This window comes from Sorangium sp. So ce363 (assembly GCF_051520435.1).
Taxonomy (GTDB): domain Bacteria; phylum Myxococcota_A; class Polyangia; order Polyangiales; family Polyangiaceae; genus Sorangium; species Sorangium cellulosum_B.
This window is the reverse complement of sequence record NZ_CP150333.1, coordinates 9801770-9821988: the sequence shown is the minus strand read 5'-3', so window position 1 is coordinate 9821988 and position 20219 is coordinate 9801770. Positions and strand designations below refer to the sequence as shown.

At 71.9% G+C, this 20219-nt stretch carries 17 protein-coding genes; 12 read left to right on the top strand and 5 right to left on the bottom strand.

What is annotated here, in order from left to right; translation table 11 throughout:
* Positions 1-162: 162 nt before the first annotated feature.
* From WMF12_RS36890 to WMF12_RS36865, 6 genes are all read left to right on the top strand, one after another.
* A complete protein-coding gene (locus tag WMF12_RS36890) occupies positions 163-426 on the top strand; it encodes a hypothetical protein (protein WP_437852784.1) in 264 nt (87 codons plus the stop codon).
* 178 nt (positions 427-604) lie between these two features.
* On the top strand, positions 605-1570 hold the full coding sequence (gene egtD / locus WMF12_RS36885; RefSeq protein ID WP_437852782.1) for an L-histidine N(alpha)-methyltransferase: 966 nt from the start codon (positions 605-607) through the stop codon (positions 1568-1570).
* Entirely contained in the window at positions 1567-2856 is a 1290-nt protein-coding gene (locus tag WMF12_RS36880) for an SUMF1/EgtB/PvdO family nonheme iron enzyme (RefSeq protein ID WP_437852779.1), read from the top strand. The genes egtD and WMF12_RS36880 overlap by 4 nt, the downstream gene beginning before the upstream one ends.
* Positions 2853-3647, top strand: a complete 795-nt coding sequence (locus WMF12_RS36875) for an ATP-binding cassette domain-containing protein (protein WP_437852777.1) — start codon at positions 2853-2855, stop codon at positions 3645-3647. Before WMF12_RS36880 ends, WMF12_RS36875 begins: the two co-directional genes overlap by 4 nt.
* The gene (locus WMF12_RS36870; protein WP_437852774.1) at positions 3644-5164 is read left to right on the top strand and encodes a glycine betaine ABC transporter substrate-binding protein; all 1521 of its coding nucleotides are present in this window, start codon (positions 3644-3646) and stop codon (positions 5162-5164) included. The genes WMF12_RS36875 and WMF12_RS36870 overlap by 4 nt, the downstream gene beginning before the upstream one ends.
* Positions 5165-5911: 747 nt before the next feature.
* Positions 5912-7231 carry a peptidylglycine alpha-amidating monooxygenase gene (locus WMF12_RS36865; RefSeq protein ID WP_437852771.1) on the top strand — a complete coding sequence of 440 codons (1320 nt, stop codon included), beginning with the start codon at positions 5912-5914 and terminating at the stop codon, positions 7229-7231.
* Here WMF12_RS36865 and istA read toward each other — a convergent pair.
* Entirely contained in the window at positions 7172-8215 is a 1044-nt protein-coding gene (gene istA, locus WMF12_RS36860) for an IS21 family transposase (protein WP_437873931.1), read from the bottom strand. The genes WMF12_RS36865 and istA overlap by 60 nt on opposite strands.
* Positions 8216-8751: 536 nt before the next feature.
* Here istA and WMF12_RS36855 point away from each other — a divergent pair.
* From WMF12_RS36855 to WMF12_RS36835, 5 genes are all read left to right on the top strand, one after another.
* A complete protein-coding gene (locus WMF12_RS36855; protein WP_437852769.1) occupies positions 8752-9015 on the top strand; it encodes a hypothetical protein in 264 nt (87 codons plus the stop codon).
* Between the two features lie 1332 nt (positions 9016-10347).
* Positions 10348-10992, top strand: coding sequence for an RNA polymerase sigma factor (locus WMF12_RS36850; protein WP_437852767.1), 645 nt, complete (start codon positions 10348-10350; stop codon positions 10990-10992).
* Positions 10985-12424 (top strand): tetratricopeptide repeat protein, encoded by a 1440-nt coding sequence (locus WMF12_RS36845; protein WP_437852765.1) that lies wholly within the window; start codon positions 10985-10987, stop codon positions 12422-12424. The genes WMF12_RS36850 and WMF12_RS36845 overlap by 8 nt, the downstream gene beginning before the upstream one ends.
* On the top strand, positions 12421-13623 hold the full coding sequence (locus WMF12_RS36840; RefSeq protein ID WP_437852764.1) for a hypothetical protein: 1203 nt from the start codon (positions 12421-12423) through the stop codon (positions 13621-13623). The genes WMF12_RS36845 and WMF12_RS36840 overlap by 4 nt, the downstream gene beginning before the upstream one ends.
* Positions 13624-13729: 106 nt before the next feature.
* On the top strand, positions 13730-14446 hold the full coding sequence (locus WMF12_RS36835; protein WP_437852762.1) for a DUF4215 domain-containing protein: 717 nt from the start codon (positions 13730-13732) through the stop codon (positions 14444-14446).
* A 45-nt stretch (positions 14447-14491) separates the two neighbouring features.
* On the opposite strand, the gene WMF12_RS36830 is transcribed toward WMF12_RS36835, so the two are convergent.
* The 4 genes from WMF12_RS36830 to WMF12_RS36815 all read right to left on the bottom strand — a co-directional run bounded on the left by WMF12_RS36830 (position 14492) and on the right by WMF12_RS36815 (position 19422).
* Positions 14492-15427, bottom strand: a complete 936-nt coding sequence (locus WMF12_RS36830; protein ID WP_437852760.1) for a hypothetical protein — start codon at positions 15425-15427, stop codon at positions 14492-14494.
* 119 nt (positions 15428-15546) lie between these two features.
* Positions 15547-16032 carry a hypothetical protein gene (locus WMF12_RS36825; RefSeq protein ID WP_437852758.1) on the bottom strand — a complete coding sequence of 162 codons (486 nt, stop codon included), beginning with the start codon at positions 16030-16032 and terminating at the stop codon, positions 15547-15549.
* A 10-nt stretch (positions 16033-16042) separates the two neighbouring features.
* On the bottom strand, positions 16043-16795 hold the full coding sequence (locus tag WMF12_RS36820; RefSeq protein ID WP_437852755.1) for a hypothetical protein: 753 nt from the start codon (positions 16793-16795) through the stop codon (positions 16043-16045).
* A complete protein-coding gene (locus WMF12_RS36815; RefSeq protein ID WP_437852753.1) occupies positions 16792-19422 on the bottom strand; it encodes a TonB family protein in 2631 nt (876 codons plus the stop codon). The genes WMF12_RS36820 and WMF12_RS36815 overlap by 4 nt, the downstream gene beginning before the upstream one ends.
* Before the next feature lie 186 nt (positions 19423-19608).
* Between WMF12_RS36815 and WMF12_RS36810 the strand changes: the two genes are divergently transcribed.
* On the top strand, positions 19609-20025 hold the full coding sequence (locus WMF12_RS36810) for a hypothetical protein (protein WP_437710976.1): 417 nt from the start codon (positions 19609-19611) through the stop codon (positions 20023-20025).
* Positions 20026-20219 lie beyond the last annotated feature (194 nt).

Below are 20219 nucleotides of genomic sequence, written 5' to 3'. Positions count from 1 at the left end.
GGTGACAGCAGCCCATGATCTTCGCATCGATGATTGGTGTGGCATACGTTCGCCCCGGGCAAAGCCCGTGCCAGACACGTTGTGCCCCGATCTCCGTTGTTTCTTCCTCTGGCGCGCGAGGCTCGTGTCGCCTTGTGCCGAAGTTGGCCATGGCACCCCCCAGTGCCTCCAGAGGGTGTCCACCCCCTTCGGCTCGATGGATCGAGTGCCTCGGAAAGCCCATTTCCCCCTCAGTGCCTCCTGCCCCGGATCGCCGAGAACTGGACCTGGGTCCCGTTCAGCAACGCCTTCTGCGCCAACGGCGATGCGGCCGGCATCGGCGTCAACCTGACCGGCAAGAGCAAGCGCGTCGTCGTCTATCTCGAGGGCGGCGGCGCCTGCTGGGACGAGGACACCTGTTATACGCTGGGCCATCCTACCGTATAGCTGTACCCTACTGGCTCTACCTGCCCGGTCCCCGTTTTCTGCACACCCCTTGAGTACGCCCGCGCTGCCCGGGTTTCACCGAGCGTCGTCCACGGCGGCACGCCGGGGATCCATGCTTGACGTCCGCCGCTCTCCTCCCAATGGACGCGCTGCCCAGCGCTCCCTCAAGGAGGTCCTGTTGAGCTCCACATTCGCGGAGGACGCGTACCCTTCACCCGATGAGCGCGCTCGGTTGCGCGAGAGCCTCACACGATCGCCGCCCGAGATCCCGCCCGTCTACTTCTACGACGATCTCGGGAGCGAGCTGTTCGAGCAGATCACCCGCCTCGGGGTCTACTACCCGACGCGCACGGAGATCGGCATCCTCGAGCAGCGCGCCGGAGACATCCTGCGCGCCGTCCGGCCGCGGCGCCTCGTCGAGCTGGGCAGCGGCGCGGGCCGCAAGATCCGCATCCTGCTCGACGCCTGGCGGTGGGTGGGCGGCGGCGAGACGTGCACGATGCTGGACGTGAACGGGCTCTTCCTGGAGACGTCGATCAGCCGCCTCCGCACCGACTACCCGGAGTACACGTTCCGCGGCGTGATCGGTGATTTCACCACCGACCTGCCGCGGCTCGGCCGGGGCGGGGGGCGCCTCGTGGTCTTCCTCGCGGGCACCATCGGCAACCTCTACCCCGACGAGCGGCGCGCCTTCTTCCGCGAGGTCGCGCGTGTCATGGAGCCGTCGGACGCGCTCCTCGTCGGCGCCGATCTGGTCAAGGACACGGCCCGGCTGGAGGCCGCGTACGACGATCCGGAGGGCGTGACGGCGGCCTTCAACCGCAACGCGCTCCGCGTGATCAACCGGCGCTTCGGGGCGAATTTCGCGCCCGACGCGTTCGCGCACCGCGCCTTCTACGACGCGGCGCGGGCGTGGATCGAGATGCGCCTCGTGGCCTCGCGGCGGATGCGCGTGCAGATCCCGGCGCTCGATCTGCGGCTCGATCTCGAGCGCGGCGCCGAGATCCGCACCGAGGTGAGCTGCAAGTTCACGCGCGACTCGCTCCAGGCCTCGGCCCGGGCCGGAGGGCTCGTGGTGTCTTCGTGGCACACCGATCCCAACCAGCTCTTCGCGCTGGCCCTGCTCCGGCGGAACGACGCGTGACGGAGGCCTCGTTCGAGGCGCTCCTCGCCGCCGCGTGGCGCCGCAGCGACGATCTGTTCGCGCTCGTCCCGGAGGCGTCGATGGGGCGTCGGCCCATCGCGCTGCGACACCCCTTCTCGTTCTACCTGGGGCACCTCCCGGCCTTCGCGTGGAACCAGATCGGCCGAGGCGTCCTCGGGCTCGGGCCCATGCGGAGCGATTTCGACGTGCTGTTCGAGCGCGGGATCGATCCGGCCGACGAGGACGGCGCCCGCGCCGCGTCGAGGGACGCGTGGCCGGCGATCGCCGAGGTGATCGCGTACCGCGACGAGGTCCGCCGCGCCGTGCTGGCGCGCATCCCCGACGTGCTGGCGCGCGCCGAGGACGTGCTCGGCGCGCGGGGGCGGATCCTCCAGCTCGTGATCGAGCACGAGCGGATGCACCACGAGACCCTGATGTACATGCTCCAGGAGCACGGCGCCGCGCGGCGCCCCGACGGCGCGCCCGCGTTCGTGGGCGGCGGGGGGCGCGCGGCCGAGCCCCGGCACGTCCCGGCGGGCCGCGTGGTGATCGGCGCGGACTTCGAGGCGATCCCGTTCGGCTGGGACAACGAGTTCGGGCGCGCGGAGATCGATGTTCCGGGCTTCACCATCGACTCGTTGCCGGTGCGGAACGGCGATTACCTGGCCTTCCTCGAGGCGATGGAAGACGGCGCGCGGGCCGGGCTCACGCCCCGTACGTTCGTGCGCCGCGGAGGCGGGCTGGCGGTGAAGACGATCTTCGGGCCGGTCTCCTTCGAGGTCGCGTCGGGCTGGCCGGCGCAGGTCTCGGGCGAGCAGGCGCGCGCCTATGCAGTCTGGCGCGGTGGGCGCCTGGCGACCGAGGCCGAGCTGCGCCGCGCCGCGTTCGGCGAGCCGAGCGGCGGTGTGCGCGCGCGTCCGTGGGGGCACGCGCCGGGCGAGCCGCGTCATGGCCAATTCGGCTTTCGCGGATGGTCGCCGGTGCCGACGGGCAGCCACCCGGACGGCGCCAGCGCGTTCGGCGTCGAGGAGCTGGTGGGCAATGGCTGGGAGTGGACGTCCACGCCCTTCGCGCCCTTGCCCGGCTTCGTCGCGTACGCCCGCACGTACCCCGGGTACTCGGCGGATTTCTTCGACGGGGAGCACGACGTCGTCTTCGGCGCCTCGTGGGCGACCGACGAGGGGTTCCTCCGGCCGAGCTTCCGCAACTGGTATCGCCGGGACTATCCCTATGTCTTTTCGAGCTTCCGGGTCGTACGCGAGGCGCCACGCTCTCGGCGGCGATGATCGAGCTCGATCAGGTGACCAAGCGCTACGATGGAATCGCCGCTGTCGACAGCGTCTCCCTGCGCGTCGAGCCGGGCGAGCTGGTGGTCCTGCTGGGCGGGTCGGGATCGGGGAAGACCACGACGCTGAAGATGACGAACCGGCTCATCGAGCCGAGCTCGGGTCGCATCCGCGTCGAGGGCGAGGACGTGACCACCGTGCCGCCGCACGCGCTCCGGCGCCGCATCGGCTACGTGTTCCAGCGGCTCGGGCTCTTCCCGCACCTGACGGTCGCCGAGAACGTGGGCATCACGCCGGCGCTCCTCGGCTGGGACGCGAGGCGCATCCGTGGTCGGGTGGACACGCTGCTGGAGCTGGTCGAGCTGGATCCAGCCGAGGTCCGCGATCGGCGGCCCGACGCGCTCTCCGGCGGCCAGGCGCAGCGCGTGGCCGTGGCGCGGGCGCTGGCGGCCGAGCCGGGCGTGCTGCTGCTCGACGAGCCGTTCGGCGCGCTCGATCCGATCACGCGCGAGCGCCTCCAGCGATCGTTCGCGCGGGTGCGCCGGAGCCTGGGGTTCTCGGCGATCTTCGTCACGCACGACGTCGTCGAGGCGCTGCTCCTCGGCGATCGCGTGGGCGTCATGCGCGGCGGGCGCCTCCTGCAGCTCGCGCCCGGCCGCGAGCTGGTGCGCGCGCCGGCCGACGACTACGTGGCCGATCTGGTGCGCGGCCCGCTCGAGCAGGCGCGCGCCGTCGAGTCGCTGATCGCGGGCGCGCCCGCGCGAACGATCGCGGGAGGCGACGCTTCGTGAAGGAGCAGCTCGCCCTCCTCCCGCGCTACCTCGCCGCCCACCTTGGGCTCACGCTGGTCGCCCTGGCGCTGGGCGTGGCCGTGAGCGTCCCGCTGGGCGTGCTGGTCACGCGATCGCGCCGCCTGGAGGGGCCGGTGCTGGGCGTGGCGAGCGTCGTCCAGACCATCCCGAGCCTGGCGCTCCTGGCCTTCATGGTACCCGTGCTCGCGGCCCTGGGCGCGCGCAGCATCGGTTACCTGCCGGCGCTGATCGGCCTCTTCCTCTACAGCCTCTTGCCGGTCCTCAGGAACACGGCGGCCGGCCTCTCGGGCCTCGATCCGGCGGTGATCGAGGCCGCGCGCGGCGTGGGGATGACGCCCCGCGAGCAGCTCCGCCGCGTCGAGCTGCCGCTGGCGCTCCCGGTGATCGTGGCCGGCGTGCGCACGGCGGCGGTGCTGACGGTGGGCACCGCCACGCTCTCCACGCCGGTCGGGGCGCCGAGCCTTGGTGACTACATCTTCAGCGGGCTGCAGACGCGCAACTACACGGCCGTGCTGATCGGCTGTGTGGCCTCGGCCGGGCTCGCGCTGGTGCTGGACGGCCTGGTGCGTGGCCTGCTCGCCGGCGTCACGCGCCACAGCCGGCGCCTCGTGCTGCTGTGTCTCGGCGGCTTCGCCGGGCTCGCGGTCTTCGCGGCCACCCCGGTCGTGCGCGCCCTCCTCGCGCGCGATCAGGTGTCCATCACCGTCGGCGCCAAGACCTTCACCGAGCAGTACATCCTCGCCGGCATCGTCGCCGGGAGGATCGAGCGCGTCGCCGGCGTGCCGGCGCGGACGCTGGGGTCGCTCGGATCGACGGTGGTGTTCGACGCGCTGAAGAACGGCGAGATCGACGTCTACGTCGACTACTCGGGCACCCTCTGGGCGAACGTCCTGAGACGGAGCACGGAGAGCGCGGACCGCGCGTCGGTGCTGGCCACGGTGGAGAGGGAGCTGCTCGATCGGTACAACGTCCACGTGGCCGCCGCGCTCGGGTTCGAGAACACCTACGCGCTCGCCATGCGGCGGGCCGAGGCCGAGCGGCTGGGGATCCGGCGCATCAGCGATCTCGGGGCGCGCGCGCGATCGCTGCGGGTGGGGGGCGACTACGAGATCTTCCAGCGGCCGGAGTGGCGCGCCATCGAGCGCGTGTACGGCCTCGCGTTCCGCGAGGCGCGGAGCATGGATCCGTCGCTGCTCTACGAGGCGCTGCGGGCGGAGCAGGTGGACGTGATCACCGCCTTCTCGACCGACGGGCGGATCATCGTCGATGATCTGGTGCTGCTGGAGGACGATCGCCGGGCCATCCCGCCGTACGACGCGCTCGTGCTGGTGAGCGATCGGCTCGCGCGCACCCGCCCGGAGGTGCTGGAGGCGCTGCGCGGGCTGTCGAGGACGATCGACGCGCAGAAGATGCGCCAGATGAACGCGGCCGTGGACGAGAAGAAGGGCTCGCCGGCCGCGGTGGCCGCCCGTTTCCTCGATGAATTGCGGCGCTGAATTCTTCTGCGCTGGGCCCCCCGCGGGCCGGCCGTTGGGGCTCGCACGTTTGGCGCGGCGCGATCGGCCTTGAGGTGGAACGCGCGTTCCAAGACCGTCGGCCCATGTCGAAGGGTATCGACGTCGTGGGTTGGCGCGGATGCGCCAAGCAGACGGAGCTCGGGGCGGACAGGACAAGCAAACGCGTTCCGCAAAGCCAAGATTCTCGGAGCCGTTCCTGACTCGTGCAGTCCGACTGCACGAGCTCATTGACAGAACGGGCCCTATGCGCTCAGGCAGGTCTTCCGCGCCTGAAACGCCTGGGATTACCGCGGCGTAGCACCAAGCGGAAGGCATCCTACCGTATAGCTGTACCCTACTGGCTCGGGCGCGCCCCGTAGATGGATCCCCGCGCGCGACCCTAGTCCGCAGCCGAGCTTTGACCAGACGGCACCGCGCCTCCTGGCGCACGAGCGCCTCGATACCTTCCGCGTGAGCGCACCGTTGAACAGTCTCAGAGCGGGCGGGCACTCACCGAAGTAGCACCGACGCCAGGTCGCCGGCCCGTCCGTAGACCTGGGTCGCCGGTGCTCTCACGCGCCAAGTCTCCCGCTGTTCTCGGGAGCTCGCGGCGCGCGTGCTTCTTCCACCCAATTCGACGGCGTTTTTCGGAATCTCGGTCTTCGACCGCCCTTCCGAAAAGCTGCAGATCAGCGCTCGATCCCCTCGAACGCCGATTCAGGTCGCACTTTTGCCCGAGGAGCTCGCATGAATCGTAGTCGTTATTTGTTCTCGGCGCTGTCCCTCCTATCCGCTCTCGTGGTCGTCGCGTGCAGCGACGCCGAGAAGGGCAGCAGCGGCTCATCCGGCTCCGGTCCGGAGAACGGCAACGCGGAAGCGCTGCCGTGCGACGTCGACAAGATCCTCTCCACGAAGTGCCAGACCTGTCACGGGGCGTCCCCGAAGTTCGGCGCGCCGTTCCCGCTGGTCGACCGGAGCGATCTGGTCGCGCCCGCGGTGAGCGATCCCAACAAGAAGGTCTACGAGCTCGTCGCCGCACGCGCCCGCGACACCGCGCGCCCCATGCCTCCGCCCCCAACCGAGCGCCTGACCGCCGCGGAGCTCGCGATCTTCGATCAATGGATCGCCGCCGGCATCCCGGCCGGTAAAGACACGTGCGTCGACCCGGGCGGCGGCGGAACCATCGACCCTCCGACCCTGAGCTGCACACCGGATGTCCTGCTAGCGCCATCCGCGCCTTACGTCATGCCGAAGGACGTCCAGGACCAGTATATGTGTTATGGGGTCGATGTAGAGATCGGCCAGAAACGACACCTCGTCGGGATCGTGCCCCGCATCGACAACAGCACCATTGTACACCATATCCTGCTCTTCAAGGCGGATGAGGCGTCTCCCTCGACGCCCACGCCGTGCAATGGGGGCGACATCATGGGGGCTCTTTTGGCCGTCTGGGCGCCCGGCGGCAAGGCCACGGAGCTGCCGCTAGAGGCGGGCTTCCCGCTGGAAGGCACGGCACACTTCACAATCCAGGTGCACTACAGCAACATCAAGGGCCTCGACGGGCAGCAAGACAGCACCGGCTTCGACGTCTGCACGACGACGGAGCTCCGCCCCAACGACGCCGGCATCTTCGCGTTCGGCACAGAAGACATCAACATCCCGCCTCACGGCTCGCTCGACGTGAGCTGCGATTACCAGTTCCCGCGGGATATGGGGGCGATTTCGGTAATCAGTGTTATGCCGCACATGCACATCCTCGGCAAGCACCTGTCGAGCAACACGGTGCCCACGGACGGCAGCGAGCCGAGCAACCTGGGGCTCGCCGATCCGTGGAACTTCGACAACCAGATCTGGTACGATAACGATACCATCCTTCGAGGCGGCGACACCGTGAGGACGCGTTGCGCGTGGGACAACCCGGGCAACCGTGCCGTGGAATTCGGGGAGCGGACGCAGGATGAGATGTGCTATAATTTCGTGATGTACTATCCGTCTCAAGAGCTAGAGTCAAAGGTGGGGGACTTGACTTCTCCGACGGAAGACGTGTCCTGTGTGACGACAAAATAGACCAGCTCGTGCAAGACGCGCGGCCTGTGCCCAGGCGGAGGCGCGCGCCGTTCGGTGAGAGCGCTCGTAAGCCTGGCGAACAGGAGCACGAGCGCTGGCTTCTCGAGCTTCTCGAAGAGCTCCCTCCGGCTCTCGCCGTAGCGTTTCATCACACGGCTGTTGATGTCGACGAGCAGCATCGGCGATGCGCACGTTGAGCGCTGCGAGCGAGTGAAAGACCTCGTTGTGAATACGGGCAAAAATCCATCTCTTGACGACCTGCACCGCAACCTTGGCCTTGTCGCGTGGATGCTTCGGTCGCGCGGGCAGCACCGTCGTGCCGTAATGCGAGGCCATCTCCTCGTATGTCCGCTGCACCTGAGGCTCGTACCGGCAGGCGCGCGTGACGCCGCTCTTGAGCTCGTCGCACACGACAGCACGCGGCACACCGCCGAAGAACGCGCAGGCACGGCAGTGGCTCCCGATCCAGTCCGGTCCCCTCTGGCTGCGCGTCGCCTCGGCGTACGTGTAGCTGGACGCGCCCAGCACGGCGACGAACAGCTCGACCTCGGTGACGGCGCCTGAGGCAGAGTCCACGAGGGTCGGCTTCTTCCCCGCGTAGTCCACGAACATCTTCTCGCCCGCGACGTGCACCTGGCGCATCACCAGGCCGCGCCGCGCGAGCCACGCCGGGTACCGGTTGCAAAAGGCGGTGTACCGCAGGCCGTTGGGGTGCTGCCGCAGGTACTCCAGATGCAGTAGCTCCAGCGTCACGTGCGGCCGGTGCCGCTCGCGGTGAATCCAGGCGCAGTCGGGCTCGACGGGCGCGACCCCCGGCTCGACGACGGACGTGCCGTAGAGCGCCCGCTGCAGCGCCTCATCGTCCAGTTGCGTAACCTGCTCCCAGGTCGTGAGGCCGGCGGCCTTCGCGCGCGCCAGGACGTTGCCGACCGCCCCTGGGCTCGTGCCGTTGCTCGCCGCCGTCTGCCGGTGCGTACGGCCCAGGAGTCACTTCTGCCGAAGAATCTCTCGCGTTTTGTTCATGGACAGTCGCTCCGTTGCCACCTGGGACCCTCCTTCAAGGCCCGGGTGGGTGGACCCGACGTCCAGCGCCGCTACGCCTCAGCCTCGTGCGCCGCGCAGGATGCACCAGCGCGATCACGAACGTGATCCCGCTGATCACGATGGTGATCCTGGTGATCACGATGCGGTGATCTCGGTGATCACGATGGCGTGAAATCCGCACCACGCAACCGGCGTCCCCGGCCCGTCGATACCTCGGGCATGATCGACCCTGACGAGCTCGCCGCCATCGATGAAGCTGTTCTCGCGGAGGAGGACTAAGCCTTCTACCTACGCGTTGCCACCGGCCTCGTGTTGGAGCTCGCCTACGACGGCTGCGGACTGTTCGCCGCAACCTGGCGGTCCGGGTCATGGTGGCGGGTGGTCGAAGATCGGGGAGGCGTGATTCCTCGCGGCAGGCGGGCTCGAGCCCGGAGCTTGTTGGTGCATCCCTGCGCTACTCTGGTAACTTATGCATTATGATACAGAAACTCAACAAATTCGGCGGCGTGATAGACGAAGAGCGAAGATTTCGAGAAGTCTGGAGACTTGTACATGATACACAAGAGCTCGCCGAGGATGAGCGAGCGGTTTACGAAGCGCTGAGCACCCCAGAGCATGAGCTTGTTGACTGGAAATCAGTAAGCGATTCCGAGCTGGCCAGGAAACTTGGTTGGCCAGCTAGGCGTGCAGAGCGGGCCATTGAGTCGCTTGTCAAGAAGAGGATCGAGCCTTATTTATAGGCTCGCGGGCAACGCAGTGTTGGGGATAAATGGAGGCGCCCCCGCCGCGAGCGCTTCGGCACGGCGGCGAGGCGTAGGCGACCTCGGCGGAGCCGCGAGGACGCGGTCCTGATGGGCATCCCGAGGCTTCGGTCGACCTCGCTGAGCTGCTCTCCCTCGCCCACGAGGGGATCTCCCGGAGGGCGAGGGCGCCCACTTCCGCCGGCGTTGTGGGTCAGTGGATCCGCGACGGAAAGCTGCCGGTCGGCCGGCGGCGTACAACTGGCGCCGCTGTCCCCTGCGCGGGAGCACGGCGACCAAGCCTGCCGCGTTCCCGGCGGAGCGGCGACAGGCCGTCCTGAGGCGGCGGGCTACTGCCGGCGTGAGCTTGCTCGCCCCTCCGGTGCTGGCGGCAGGCCGAGCAATCGTCCGATCGCCTCGTGAACGACGCTGGCCGCCATGTAGTCGCCGACTGCGACCGCACGGGTCAAGGTCTCGGCGAGTGAGGCGACCACGGAGGCCCGAGGCGACGGACCCGTGGGCGCCAGCCCCCGCCGCCCAGGGCTGGGCGGTTGGGCCTGGGTTGGGTCGCTGCCTTCCGAACGGGTGCGATCGGTGGTCTGGTGCCCCCAAAATCCCGGGTGAAGTGACGGATCGCGACGGTTCGGCACCGCAAATTCGTTCCTCCACAAAAAGATGGATCGCACTCGTCTCCCGGTGGACGTTCCTCCAAGAAAAGACGAGTGGCACTCGTCTCCTGGTGGACGTGCCTCCAAGAAAAGACGGGTGGCACCCCTCTCCGCGCTGGAGGTGGCTGCAAGACGAGAGGGCCGGCACCCATCTCCCGGTGGACGTGCGTCGAAGAAAAGACGAGTGGCACTCGTCTCCCGGTGGACGTGCGTCGAAGAAATGACGAGTGGCACTCGTCTCCCGGTGGACGTGGCTCCAAGAAAAGATGAGTGGCACCCGTCTCCCGGTGGACGTGGCTCCAAGAAAAGATGGGTGGCACCCGTCTCCTAGTGGACGTGGCTCCAAGAAAAGACGGGTGGCACCCGTCTCCCGGTGGAGGCGGCTGCAAGACGAGAGGGCCGGCACACGTCTCCTGGTGGACGTGCCTCCAGGAAAAGACGGGTGGCACCCGTCTCCGCGCGCGCTGGAGACGCCGCCCTCCGACCCCGCGATCCCTGGCCGTTCCTTCTCGCCGGCGCTCCGGCGTCAGCCTCCCCCCTCGATGCCGCTCGTCCCGTTCCCGTCGACAGATCCGGAGCGCCCTTCGCGAGCTGCGCGCGGCGATCGCCCCCGTCGCTTTTGTGAGCCACCGGGACCCCCTCGCGACCACCTAGTCCAGTTCCCGTGGTCTTGCCCAGCGCAGCCCTCGCCCCCCGGCTCACCCTCGTCCGCCCGAGCCCCCTGGCCGGCCTGGACGACGCCGGCCTCGCCCGCGCGGCTACCGAGGGCCAGCCAGGCGCCGCCGGCGCCGTCTGGGACCGCTACGGCGCCCTGGTGCACGGCCTGCTCCGCCGCGTGCTCGGGCCGGGCGGCGACGTCGAGGACCACGCCCAGGAGACGTTCCTGCAGTTCTTCCGGGAGGTGAAGAACCTGCGGGATCCCGCGGCGCTGCGGCCGTTCCTCCTCGGCATCGCCGTGCGCGTCGCGCGGTCGGCGCTGCGGCGCCGGCGGCTCCGGCGCTGGTTCTCGCTCACCGACAGCGGCGCGCTGCCGGACGAGCCGGCCGAGGGCGTCGACGAGGGCGCGCGCGAGGCGGTCGCGCGGCTCTACGCGCTGCTCGACAGGCTGGACGACAGGGCGCGGCTCCTCTTCGTGCTGCGCCACATCGAGGGGCTGGAGCTCGCGGAGACCGCGCAGGCGAGCGGGATGTCCCTGGCCACGGCCAAGCGCCACCTGGCCAAGGTGACCGCGCGGGTCCACGCGATGGCCGAGCGGGATCCGCTCCTCGCGGCGTACGTCGAGCCCGTGGAGGAGGCGAGCGATGGCTGATCCGAAGCCCGGAGTTCCGCCGGAGGTCGCCCTGCGGCGGCTTGCGGCGCTGGCGCGCGAGGCGGGGGCGGCCTCGCCGGCGGACCGCGCGCTCGCCCGCGGCCGCGCGCGGCTGATCGACGAGGTCGAGCGCCCCGTGCTGCCGCTCGCGCCGCGGCGGCGCTGGCTCCTGCCAGCGGCGCTGGCGCCGCTGCTCGTGATCCTGGGCCTCTGGGCGCTGCGCCCGGCGGCGCGCCTGTCGTACCAGGTCGACGGTGTCGCGCCGGGAGACCGCGCCGACGGCGCGGCGCTCGCGGACACCTACGTGCGCGGGGGGACCAGCGGGGCGACGGCGCGCTTCAGCGAGGGGACGACCGTCCGCTTCGCCCCGGGGGCGCGCGGGCGCGTCACCGCCGTGACGGCGCGCGGCGCGCAGATCCACATCGAGGGCGGCGCCGCGCACTTCCGGGTCGCGCACCTGCCCGAGGCCGAGTGGGTCGCGGCGGCAGGGCCGTTCACCGTCAGGGTGACGGGCACGGAGTTCGACCTGAGCTGGGAGCGCGAGCGGCTCGAGCTGACCATGCAGAGCGGCTCGGTCGTGGTCCGCGGCCCGCTCGTCGCGGGTGGCGTCGCGCTCCAGGGCGGCCAGCGCCTGGTCGCGGACGTGGTCCGCGGCGAGCTCACGATCGCGGACCTGAGCGCCGCCGGCGCGCGCGCGCCGGAAGACGGCGAGTCGCGCGACGTTGGCGCGCCGGCGAAGACCGACGTGCTGGAGGACGCCGGGGCGCCGGCCCAGATGGGCATGCTGGAGGACGCCGAGGCGCCGGTCGAGCTGGGCGGGGCAGCCCTGGCAGGAGCGCCGGCCACTGCGGGAGCGCCGGCCGCGGCGGGAGCGCCGGCCGCGGCGGGAGCGACGGTCACGACCGATCCGATGACGACGCTCGCGCCAGCTCCGGCCGCGGTCCGTGCGCCCGCGGCGCCTGCGCCCGCCTCGGAGAGCTGCAGCGAGCATGTCGCCCGCGGCGACTTCGCCGGGGCGATCGCGGTGGCGGAGGCGCGGGGCATCGACGCGACGATCGCCGCGAGCCCGCTCCCGGAGATCGCCGCGCTGGCCGACGCCGCGCGCTACACGGGGCGGAACGACCTCGCGCGGCGCGCGCTGCTCGCCGAGCGCTCGCGCTTCCCAGGCTCGCCCGAGGCGCGCTCGGCGGCGTTCCTCCTCGGTCGCATGGCGGAGGCGGGCTCGCCTGCGGCAGCCATCGACTGGTACGATCGGTACCTCGCCGAGTCGCCGGCCGGCTCGCTGGCCGCCGAGGCGCTCGGGCGGAAGATGGTCGTGCTGCGCGCCTCCCAGGGCGACGGCGCGGCCCGGCCGATCGCCGAGCTGTACCTCGCGCGCCACCCGCACGGGGCGTTCGCGGCCGCCGCGGCGGAGATCCTCCGCCGCCCATGAGGCGCAGCGGGTTCAGGCTCGCCCTTGCGCTGTGCGCCGCGCTCTTCGTGTCCCGGGGGGCGAGCGCCGCCGAGGCGATCGGTGTGATCGTGGTGCGCGCGCCGCACGCCGGGAAGGTCGTCGAGGAGGCCACGGTGCGCCTCGAGGGCGAGCTGCGCGCCGTGGGCTTCTCGGTACGCTCCCTGGAGGGCGCGCCGGGCGTCGACGGGCGCGCGCAGATCGAGGGCGCGGGCGGCGTGTTCGCGGCCATCGCCATCCTCGAGACCGACGGCGGCGCCGTCGCCGACGCGTGGATCGCGGATCACGCGACGAAGGAGACGCTGGTCCGCCGCGTGGAGCTCGGCGTCCCCGGCGCCAGCAACGCGGCGAGCGATCTCGCCGTGCGGTCGGCGGAGCTGCTCCGGGCCAGCCTGCTCGAGCTGAGCGGCGAGCAGCGGCGCGAGCTGCCCGAGCGGGTGGCGCAATGGATCGCCGACGCGGCCGCGCCGGCGGGGCGCGAGGCCATCGCGCTCGACGCGACGCTGCTGCAGCCGCGAGCGGCGGTCGCGCCCGCCGAGCGATCCACGGCGGCGCGCGTGCCGGCCGCTCCTGCGGGCGGATCCCGGGCGGCGCGCGGGTCGGCCGCGCCCGGGCGACCCGACCCCGGGAGCGCCGCGCCCCGGGCGCCCACGGCGCCCACGTCCGACGCGCGCCGGCTGAGCGTCGAGGCGGGGCTCGCGGCGCTCGCCGGCGACGTCGGGATCGTCCCCGGGCCCTACTTCCGTGTGGGGCACGATCTGACGGCGAGCGTCTCGCTGCGCGGGACCCTCGTGCCGGCCGTCGTGGCCAGGAACCTCGACGCTCCCGGCGGGCGCGTGGCGCTGCGGCAGACCGCGGCCATGATCGGCCTGGCGTACGCCGCCGGCCCCAAGGCGTGGCGGATCCATCCGGTGATCTCGCTCGGCGCGGGCGTCTACCATGTGACGGTCGCCGGCCGGGCGAACCCTCCTTATCGCGACCGGCGTCAGAGCTGGCTCACCGCCGGCGTCTCCGCAGGGGGCGGCGTCGGCGTCCGCGTCTTACCGTACCTCGCCGTCCACGCGGCGCTCGACGTCTTCGTGCTCGCAAGAGAGCCTGTCTTCACCATCGCCGGTGTGGAGGTGGGCCGCACGGGGCGCCCGGCGCTGCTCCCGAGCCTCGGCCTGCGGGTGAGCTTCTGAGTCGCCGGATCCTTCTGAATCGTTGATTTTGGTGAGCCACCGAGACGAGCTCGCATCCACTTACCAGAGCGAGGCACATCCCGGCTTCGCTTCGAGAGGGAGAGTCATGCGTCATCATCTTCTTTCGCGCCGTCCGCTGCTCGCCGTCGCAGGGCTGTTCTTGATGCAGGCCGCGTGCGAGGTGCGCTTCATCGAAGGGGTCGACTCGCCAGAGGAGAGCTCGGGCACGGGCACGTGTGTCGAATGTTGTTCCTCCTCGACGGACTGCACGACCGGAGGTAGCGCCGTGGGCGGGTCGAGCGCCGTGGGCGGGGCGAGCGCCGGCGCGGTGTGCGGAGATGGCGTGGTGGACCCGGAGTGGGAGCAATGCGACGACGGCAACACGGCGGATGGAGACGCGTGCTCGAGCGACTGTCAGCTCCGCGCAGCGGGCGCGGGCGGGGCGAGCGCCGGCGCGGTGTGCGGAGATGGCGTGGTGGACCCGGAGTGGGAGCAATGCGACGACGGCAACACGGCGGATGGAGACGCGTGCTCGAGCGACTGTCAGCTCCGCGCAGCGGGCGCGGGCGGGGCGAGCGCCGGCGCGGTGTGCGGAGACGGCGTGGTGGACCCGGAGTGGGAGCAATGCGACGACGGCAACACGGCTGACGGAGATGCATGCTCGAGCGACTGTCAGCTCCGCGCAGCCGGGGGCGCGGGCGGGGCGAGCGCCGGTGCGGTGTGCGGAGACGGCGTGGTGGACCCGGAGTGGGAGCAGTGCGACGACGGCAACACGGCTGACGGCGACGGGTGTACGACCGCCTGTCAGCCCGGCCCGGCATAGAGCCGTGAGCATCGTGGGGCGGCGCGCCCCGCCGCCTTCACCCGATCACGGCAGCACCGCGCGCCTCGGGCACTCGCCGTCGCCCTGGAAGTCGCCGAGCGTGCGCGCCTGCGCGACCACGTAGTCGTACGCCGTCTCGATCGGGCCGCCGGACGCGCCGGCGAGGTTGTACTCGTCGCCGAACACGTCCGCGGCGTTCACCTGCTTGAGCTCGTCGATCGTCGTCTCACCGTCGCCGTCGAGATCGCTGTCCGCGATGTACTGCGCGTAGCGCTTGGTCAGCTCCACGCCCGCGGTGATGTTGTCGAAGAACCAGTGATCGCCGTGGATGGTCGGCTTCACCGCGACCGAGCCGCTGGTCGGCACGCTGAACCCGTTGAGCCCGTCCTCGGTCGCGCAATCGTCGAACGACGTCCCGGCCGAGAGGCCCCAGCTGAAGCGCACCCGAGCCGCGGGGACGCACGCGTCGCCGGGCGGCGGGCACGACTCGCCGTCCTCCTTCTCGATGGATCCCTCGAAGAACAGCGAATAACCGCCCTCGACCATGAGGTCGACGTCGGCCGCCGTGGTGGGCGGAAGCGTCTTCACCCCCGCCTTCGCGTTCGGGAGATCGAACCCGAAGCGGTCCCAGCGCACCGCGCTCACGTCCTGGAACTCCGCGATCACGTACCTCGTCGCCGGGGCGTTCTTGAGGTCGAGCACGAACACCGAGTCATCGCCGAGCGTCTCCTCGGCATCCGAGCGCGCCGCGCGCACGTTGCCGATCGTCACGAGGAACCTCTCGTACGTGACCTTCCAGCCGTCCGCGATGTTCTCCTCCCCCGTGCCCGGCTCGAGGCCCTCGGGGATGGTGTCCTCCGGCTCCACGAAGATCTGCACGGCGCCGGTCTCGGACGTCGCTCCGCCGTCATCGCTGCACCCGGCGACGAGCGCGAGCGCGCACGCCGTCACCACGAACCCTGTCACGTTCAGTCTCTGCATGATCAAGCTCCTGAGTCGTCTCGAAATCCCGACGAGCGCGCACGAGCGCGCCCGGCGAGCGCAGGCCCGCGCTCCTCGCGCGCCCAGCGCCCGCATCACCCTCTGGCCTCGTGAGATGCTCAGGCCGCCGGCGGGGAGCTCTTCGGCGCCAGGATCAGCAAGGGGATGGGCCGGACCTCGGGCGAGGGCCGGATCGAGGCGAGGCGGACGACCTCGAGCAGCGTGGCCTCCGCCACGCGGTGCACGGGCGCGCCGAGCTGGCCGCGCAGCGCGAACGCGTCGCAGTGCTCGTCGCCCTCGTGGCGCGGCGCGAGCGCGTCGCACAGGTCGTCACCCCCGCCGGGCCGCGCTCTGGGCGCGCCGGGCTGGTCGCCGGGAGGACGGCGCTCGGCGTGCAGCGTCGCCGCGGTTACGGCGATCGTCGCCGCGTGGACGAGCTCGCCGTGCTCGCAGCGGGCGTGCCGGACGAAGAGCGCGTGCGTCAGGCTGCACAGCTGGGCCGCGAGCGCGAGCGCCACGAGCCAGCGCGCCCGCCACCGGCAGGCGGGGCTCCGGCCAGGCCGCCGCCGCGCTGCGGCCGTCGCGCGGGCCGGACGGGGGCTCACCGAGGCCGCCTCATGGCGACGTCGACCAGAGGAACTGCGGCCGGTGCACCGCGATCATGTCGTAGCGCAGCCGCTGGTGCGCGGGCGACCCCGGCGCGATGGCGACGCTGGTCGCGCCTCCCTCGGCCAGGGCGTCGAAGTCGACGCTCGCGAGCCACTCGTCCACGACGTCGAAGCGGACCACCAGGCGGACCGGCGCCGCGCCGACCCTCGCGGCGACCGCGAGGCTCGGGACCGCGAGCAGCCCCTGGCGCTGCGGCACGGCGTCGACGTCCGCCTCGAAGTCGAGCGCCTCCGCGCCCCGCGTCGCGCGCCCGCGCAGGTGGACGGAGCTGACGCCGGGAGCCTCCGGCGCCGGCGCGGGCGACGACTCGGTCGAGAACCAGTGGATGCCGTAGTTGAACGACACGCTCCGGATCTCGCCCTCGAAGCCGTGGACCTGGCCGAGCGGCTGCGGCGTGGGGTCGAGCAGGTTCACGCGCGTGATCGTGGTCAGCTCGGCGATCGCGGTCTCGCACAGCGTCGACGCGCCGGAGTCCGCGGCGCAGAAGTAGGCCGGGCCGAAGGCGACCGTCGCCTCGTCGAGCGCGATCGTCCACGCGCCCGCGGCGATCTCCCCGGGGACGTCGGCCTCGGCGTGCGCGGCGTACGTGACCTCGGGCTGGCCGGTGCCGGCGCAGGCGGATGCGGACAACGCGGGCGACCCGAGGAGGACGGCGGCGAGGAGGCGGCGCGCGGCCGGGGCGAGGTTCGGGGCGTTCATAGCGAGAGCGTCACGTTCGCGAGGAGAGAGCGCGGCGGCCCGGCGCTGATGTGCCGGGCCGGCAGCTCCGAGGGGATCGATGGCCGTGACGCGCCCGCGGCGCCCGGCCAATACGACTTGAACGAGTACTCGGTGTCGGCGTACTCGGCGTCGAGCAGGTTCTGCGCCTCGACCCCGACCTCGATCCAGGGGCCGCCCTGCGCGGCGTCTCGGCCGACGCGCAGGCTCCGCCGGAGCGAGAGGGACGCGTCCACCACGAAGACCGGCGCGGCGGTCTGCGCGTACGGCAGCGGACGAGGGGAGAGGAACGTCGCGCCGTAGCCGAGCCGCCCCTCGACGGGCGCGCCGGCGATCGTGAAGAGCGGCCGCTTCAGCGCGAGGTCGGCGCGCACCACGACGGGCGGCACGAACGGGAGCTGCTGCCCCTTCACGTACGGCGGCGACGGGTTCTCGGGCGTCGGCGGGGGCGGCTCGTCCAGCGTGGCGTGGACGAGCGTCGCGCTCACGCCCGCCGTGAGCGTGGGGCTCGGCGCGGCCTGCAGGTAGGCGACGAGCCCGCGGCGGGTCGTCCTGCCGATGCGCACGAGCGCGCCCTCCGCCGCGTCGAACGCGAGGTCGTAGGAGAGGCGCGTCTCATAGGCGGCCGCGGTCACGCTGAGGCCACCGCCGGGGCGCAGCGTGGCGCCGGCCTCGTAGCTCTTCACGGTCGCGAACGGCGCGTTGTCCCCGTCCTCGAGCAGCCGCGCCTGCGGCGAGCGGTAGCCGTGCCCGTACGAGGCGGAGACGCGCAGCGCGGGCAGCGGATCGAGCTCGAGCGTCACCCGCGGGCCGGCGGCCAGGCCCGCCGCCGTGCGACGGAACCCCTCGATGTGCGTCTCCTTCTGCGCCGCCGGGATGAAGTTGCCGATGCGGTCGTCCACATCGAAGACGAGCAGGTCGGCGCGCAGGCCGCCGCGGAGGCGCGCGTAGCGCGACAGCTCGAGCAGCGCGTCGGCGTGGGCGCCGACCCCGGTCACCTGGATCGACGCGTCGACGCGCTGATCCCACGTCTCGTTCTGCGGCGGCTGGAGGAGGTTCTGCGCCTGGTCGACGCCGTTGGTCTGCACCTCGGCGCCGACGGCGACCTGCCCGGTGAGCCAGGGCGCGAGCGGGATCCTCGGCGTGCGGTAGGTGAGGCCGCCGCCGAGCGCGGCGTCCTGGTTCGCCTGCTCGATGAGGTCGCCCCTGCCGACCCACTCGGGCCGCCGGCGCGAGCGCTGCGTGTAGCCGGTGAAGTTCATCCGGCTCCGGTACCCGGACGTCGCCGCCCAGAGCCAGGCGCTCTTCTGCGAGCCGTCGTCGTCCGATCGCTCGACGCTCAGCGCGAGCTGTAGCCGCGTCGACGCGGCCGACTGCGCGCGCGCCGCGAGATCCGGGTAGGCGTCGTGGAAGCCGACGCGCCCCGCCTCGACGTCGTCGCGCCGGAGCACGCCCGCGAGGTTCGCGCGGCCGCCGTGGGCCGCGACGTGCAGCAGCGCCGAGTACTCGTCCGGCAGCGGCACGCGGTACTGGCCGACGGCGCCCCCGGAGATCGCCCCGCGCGCGCCGTCGCCGAAGCCGTCGGTCGCGCGCACCACGGCGGCCCCGAACGTGTCCTCCGACTGCGCCTCGGGCGCCCAGACCGCGAGCAGCCGCCGCGTGCCGAACGAGCCGAGCGTGCCCTTGAGCTGGAGCCCGCGCTCCTCGACGCCGAGGTCGAAATACGCGCTGCCCGCGACCGCGAAGTCGCCCTGCTGCGGGTCGTAGACGCCCTCGACGACGCGGAGCGACCGCACCACCTCCGGGATGATCACGCTGAGGTCCGCGTAGCCCTGGCCGTGCACGTGCGAGCGCTGGTTCAGCGGGATCGGCCCGACACGGAGCTCGACGTCCTGGCCGTGCTCCGCGTCGAAGCCGCGGAGGAAGATGCGCTGCGCGACCGCCTCGCCCTCGGGGTGCGCGATGTGGACGCCGGGCGCCGTGCGGAGCAGATCCGCGGCGGTGGCGTGCGGCGCGGCGGAGAGCGCCGCGCGGCCGATCCGGAAGTCGCTCGCGGCGCGGCGCGGCGGGTTCGGGCGGCCCTGCACGTGGATCTCGATCGGCTTGCCGGGCTCGGCCACCGCGTGCGGGCCGGCGACGCCCCCGGCGAACTCCACCGGCTTCGGCGCCGCCGGCCGGGGCGGCGGGGGCGCCGCCCGGCGATCCGCCGCCTCCGGCGCCTCTGCCTGCGCCGGCGCGGGCCGCTCCTCGTGGGGGCCCGGCGCAAAGTGGAACGGCACCCGGATCCGCGCCCGCAGCGGCGCGCCGCCGCGCATCGCCGGCGAGAAACGCCACCGCCGCACGGCCTTCATGGCCGCGTCATCGAACGCCGCGCCCCCGGACTCCGCCACGACCGCGTCGCTGACCGTGCCGTCCTTCTCGACCGTGACGAACAGCGTGACCGTCGTGTCGATGCCCTCCGCGAGCCGCTCGGGCGGGTACTCCGGATCCACGTGCTCGAGGATCTGCGGCGCCACGGGCGCTTCGGGCCGCGCCTCAGGCTGCCCGAGCGCCAGAGGCGCGGCGAGGGCGGCCGCGGAGAGGCAACAGAAGAAGGACAGCCAGCGCATGAGCAACCGAGCTCAACGCGACTACCACGCCGCACAGCGGCGCCGCAAGCGCCGCACCGCCGCGCAGCGCGCGCAAACGACGGTGACGGAAGCGCGTGACGTCCACGCGCGCGGCTTTCCGGCGACAAGTCGCGCCGGTGCAGCGGCGGTCTCGCCGCGGGGCGCGGGGCCGTGTATGGTCTCATCATGCCGAATGAGACGCTCGTCCAGGCGGTCAAGACCATCGTCGCCCTCGCGCGCGGTGGCGACCTCGACGCGGCCTACAAGGGATACCGCGACCTCTTCCAGAAGCCGGAGTTCCTCAAGCAGCGCCCCGAGGATCAGCGCCAGGTGCTGCGCCTCATGATCCTCGCCAAGGGCGTCCCGTCGACGCCGACCGAGGCCATGATCGAGGCCCACCGCGCCGCGGTCCCCGCGCTGACCGAGCTCGTGTCGATCCACGGAGATCCCGGCGACCACGAGCTCCTCGGGCTCTGCCACGTCGTGCTCGGCAACGTCGAGAGCGCCGACAAGATCTTCCGCGCCGGCCTCAAGATCGAGCGCGAGCGCAACCCTCAGAGCGATCTGTGCGGCACGCTGATGAAGCGGATCTCGCTGCTCTAGTTCCGTACGTCCGGTTCAGCGCGTCCGATCGAGGGGGCACCGTGCTCGCGTGCCTCCATGCGCTTCGCCTCGCTGCGGGGCGCTTGCAGCGGCCTGGATCCACAGTGAGCGCGGAGCCTGCACGGTAGCGCGGGCGACGGCGGAGGGGCGCTCCCCCGGGGGCTCGCAGGCCGTCCGCAGTGACGTGTCACGCG

Bases quoted from the DNA above. Each gene is read 5' to 3' on its own strand.
- WMF12_RS36875 (WP_437852777.1), top strand. From the start codon at position 2,853: ATGATCGAGCTCGATCAGGTGACCAAGCGCTACGATGGAATCGCCGCT.
- WMF12_RS36865 (WP_437852771.1), top strand. From the start codon at position 5,912: ATGAATCGTAGTCGTTATTTGTTCTCGGCGCTGTCCCTCCTATCCGCT.
- WMF12_RS36855 (WP_437852769.1), top strand. From the start codon at position 8,752: ATGATACAGAAACTCAACAAATTCGGCGGCGTGATAGACGAAGAGCGA.
- WMF12_RS36845 (WP_437852765.1), top strand. From the start codon at position 10,985: ATGGCTGATCCGAAGCCCGGAGTTCCGCCGGAGGTCGCCCTGCGGCGG.
- WMF12_RS36840 (WP_437852764.1), top strand. From the start codon at position 12,421: ATGAGGCGCAGCGGGTTCAGGCTCGCCCTTGCGCTGTGCGCCGCGCTC.
- WMF12_RS36835 (WP_437852762.1), top strand. From the start codon at position 13,730: ATGCGTCATCATCTTCTTTCGCGCCGTCCGCTGCTCGCCGTCGCAGGG.
- WMF12_RS36830 (WP_437852760.1), bottom strand. From the start codon at position 15,427: ATGCAGAGACTGAACGTGACAGGGTTCGTGGTGACGGCGTGCGCGCTC.
- WMF12_RS36820 (WP_437852755.1), bottom strand. From the start codon at position 16,795: ATGAACGCCCCGAACCTCGCCCCGGCCGCGCGCCGCCTCCTCGCCGCC.
- WMF12_RS36815 (WP_437852753.1), bottom strand. From the start codon at position 19,422: ATGCGCTGGCTGTCCTTCTTCTGTTGCCTCTCCGCGGCCGCCCTCGCC.
- WMF12_RS36810 (WP_437710976.1), top strand. From the start codon at position 19,609: ATGCCGAATGAGACGCTCGTCCAGGCGGTCAAGACCATCGTCGCCCTC.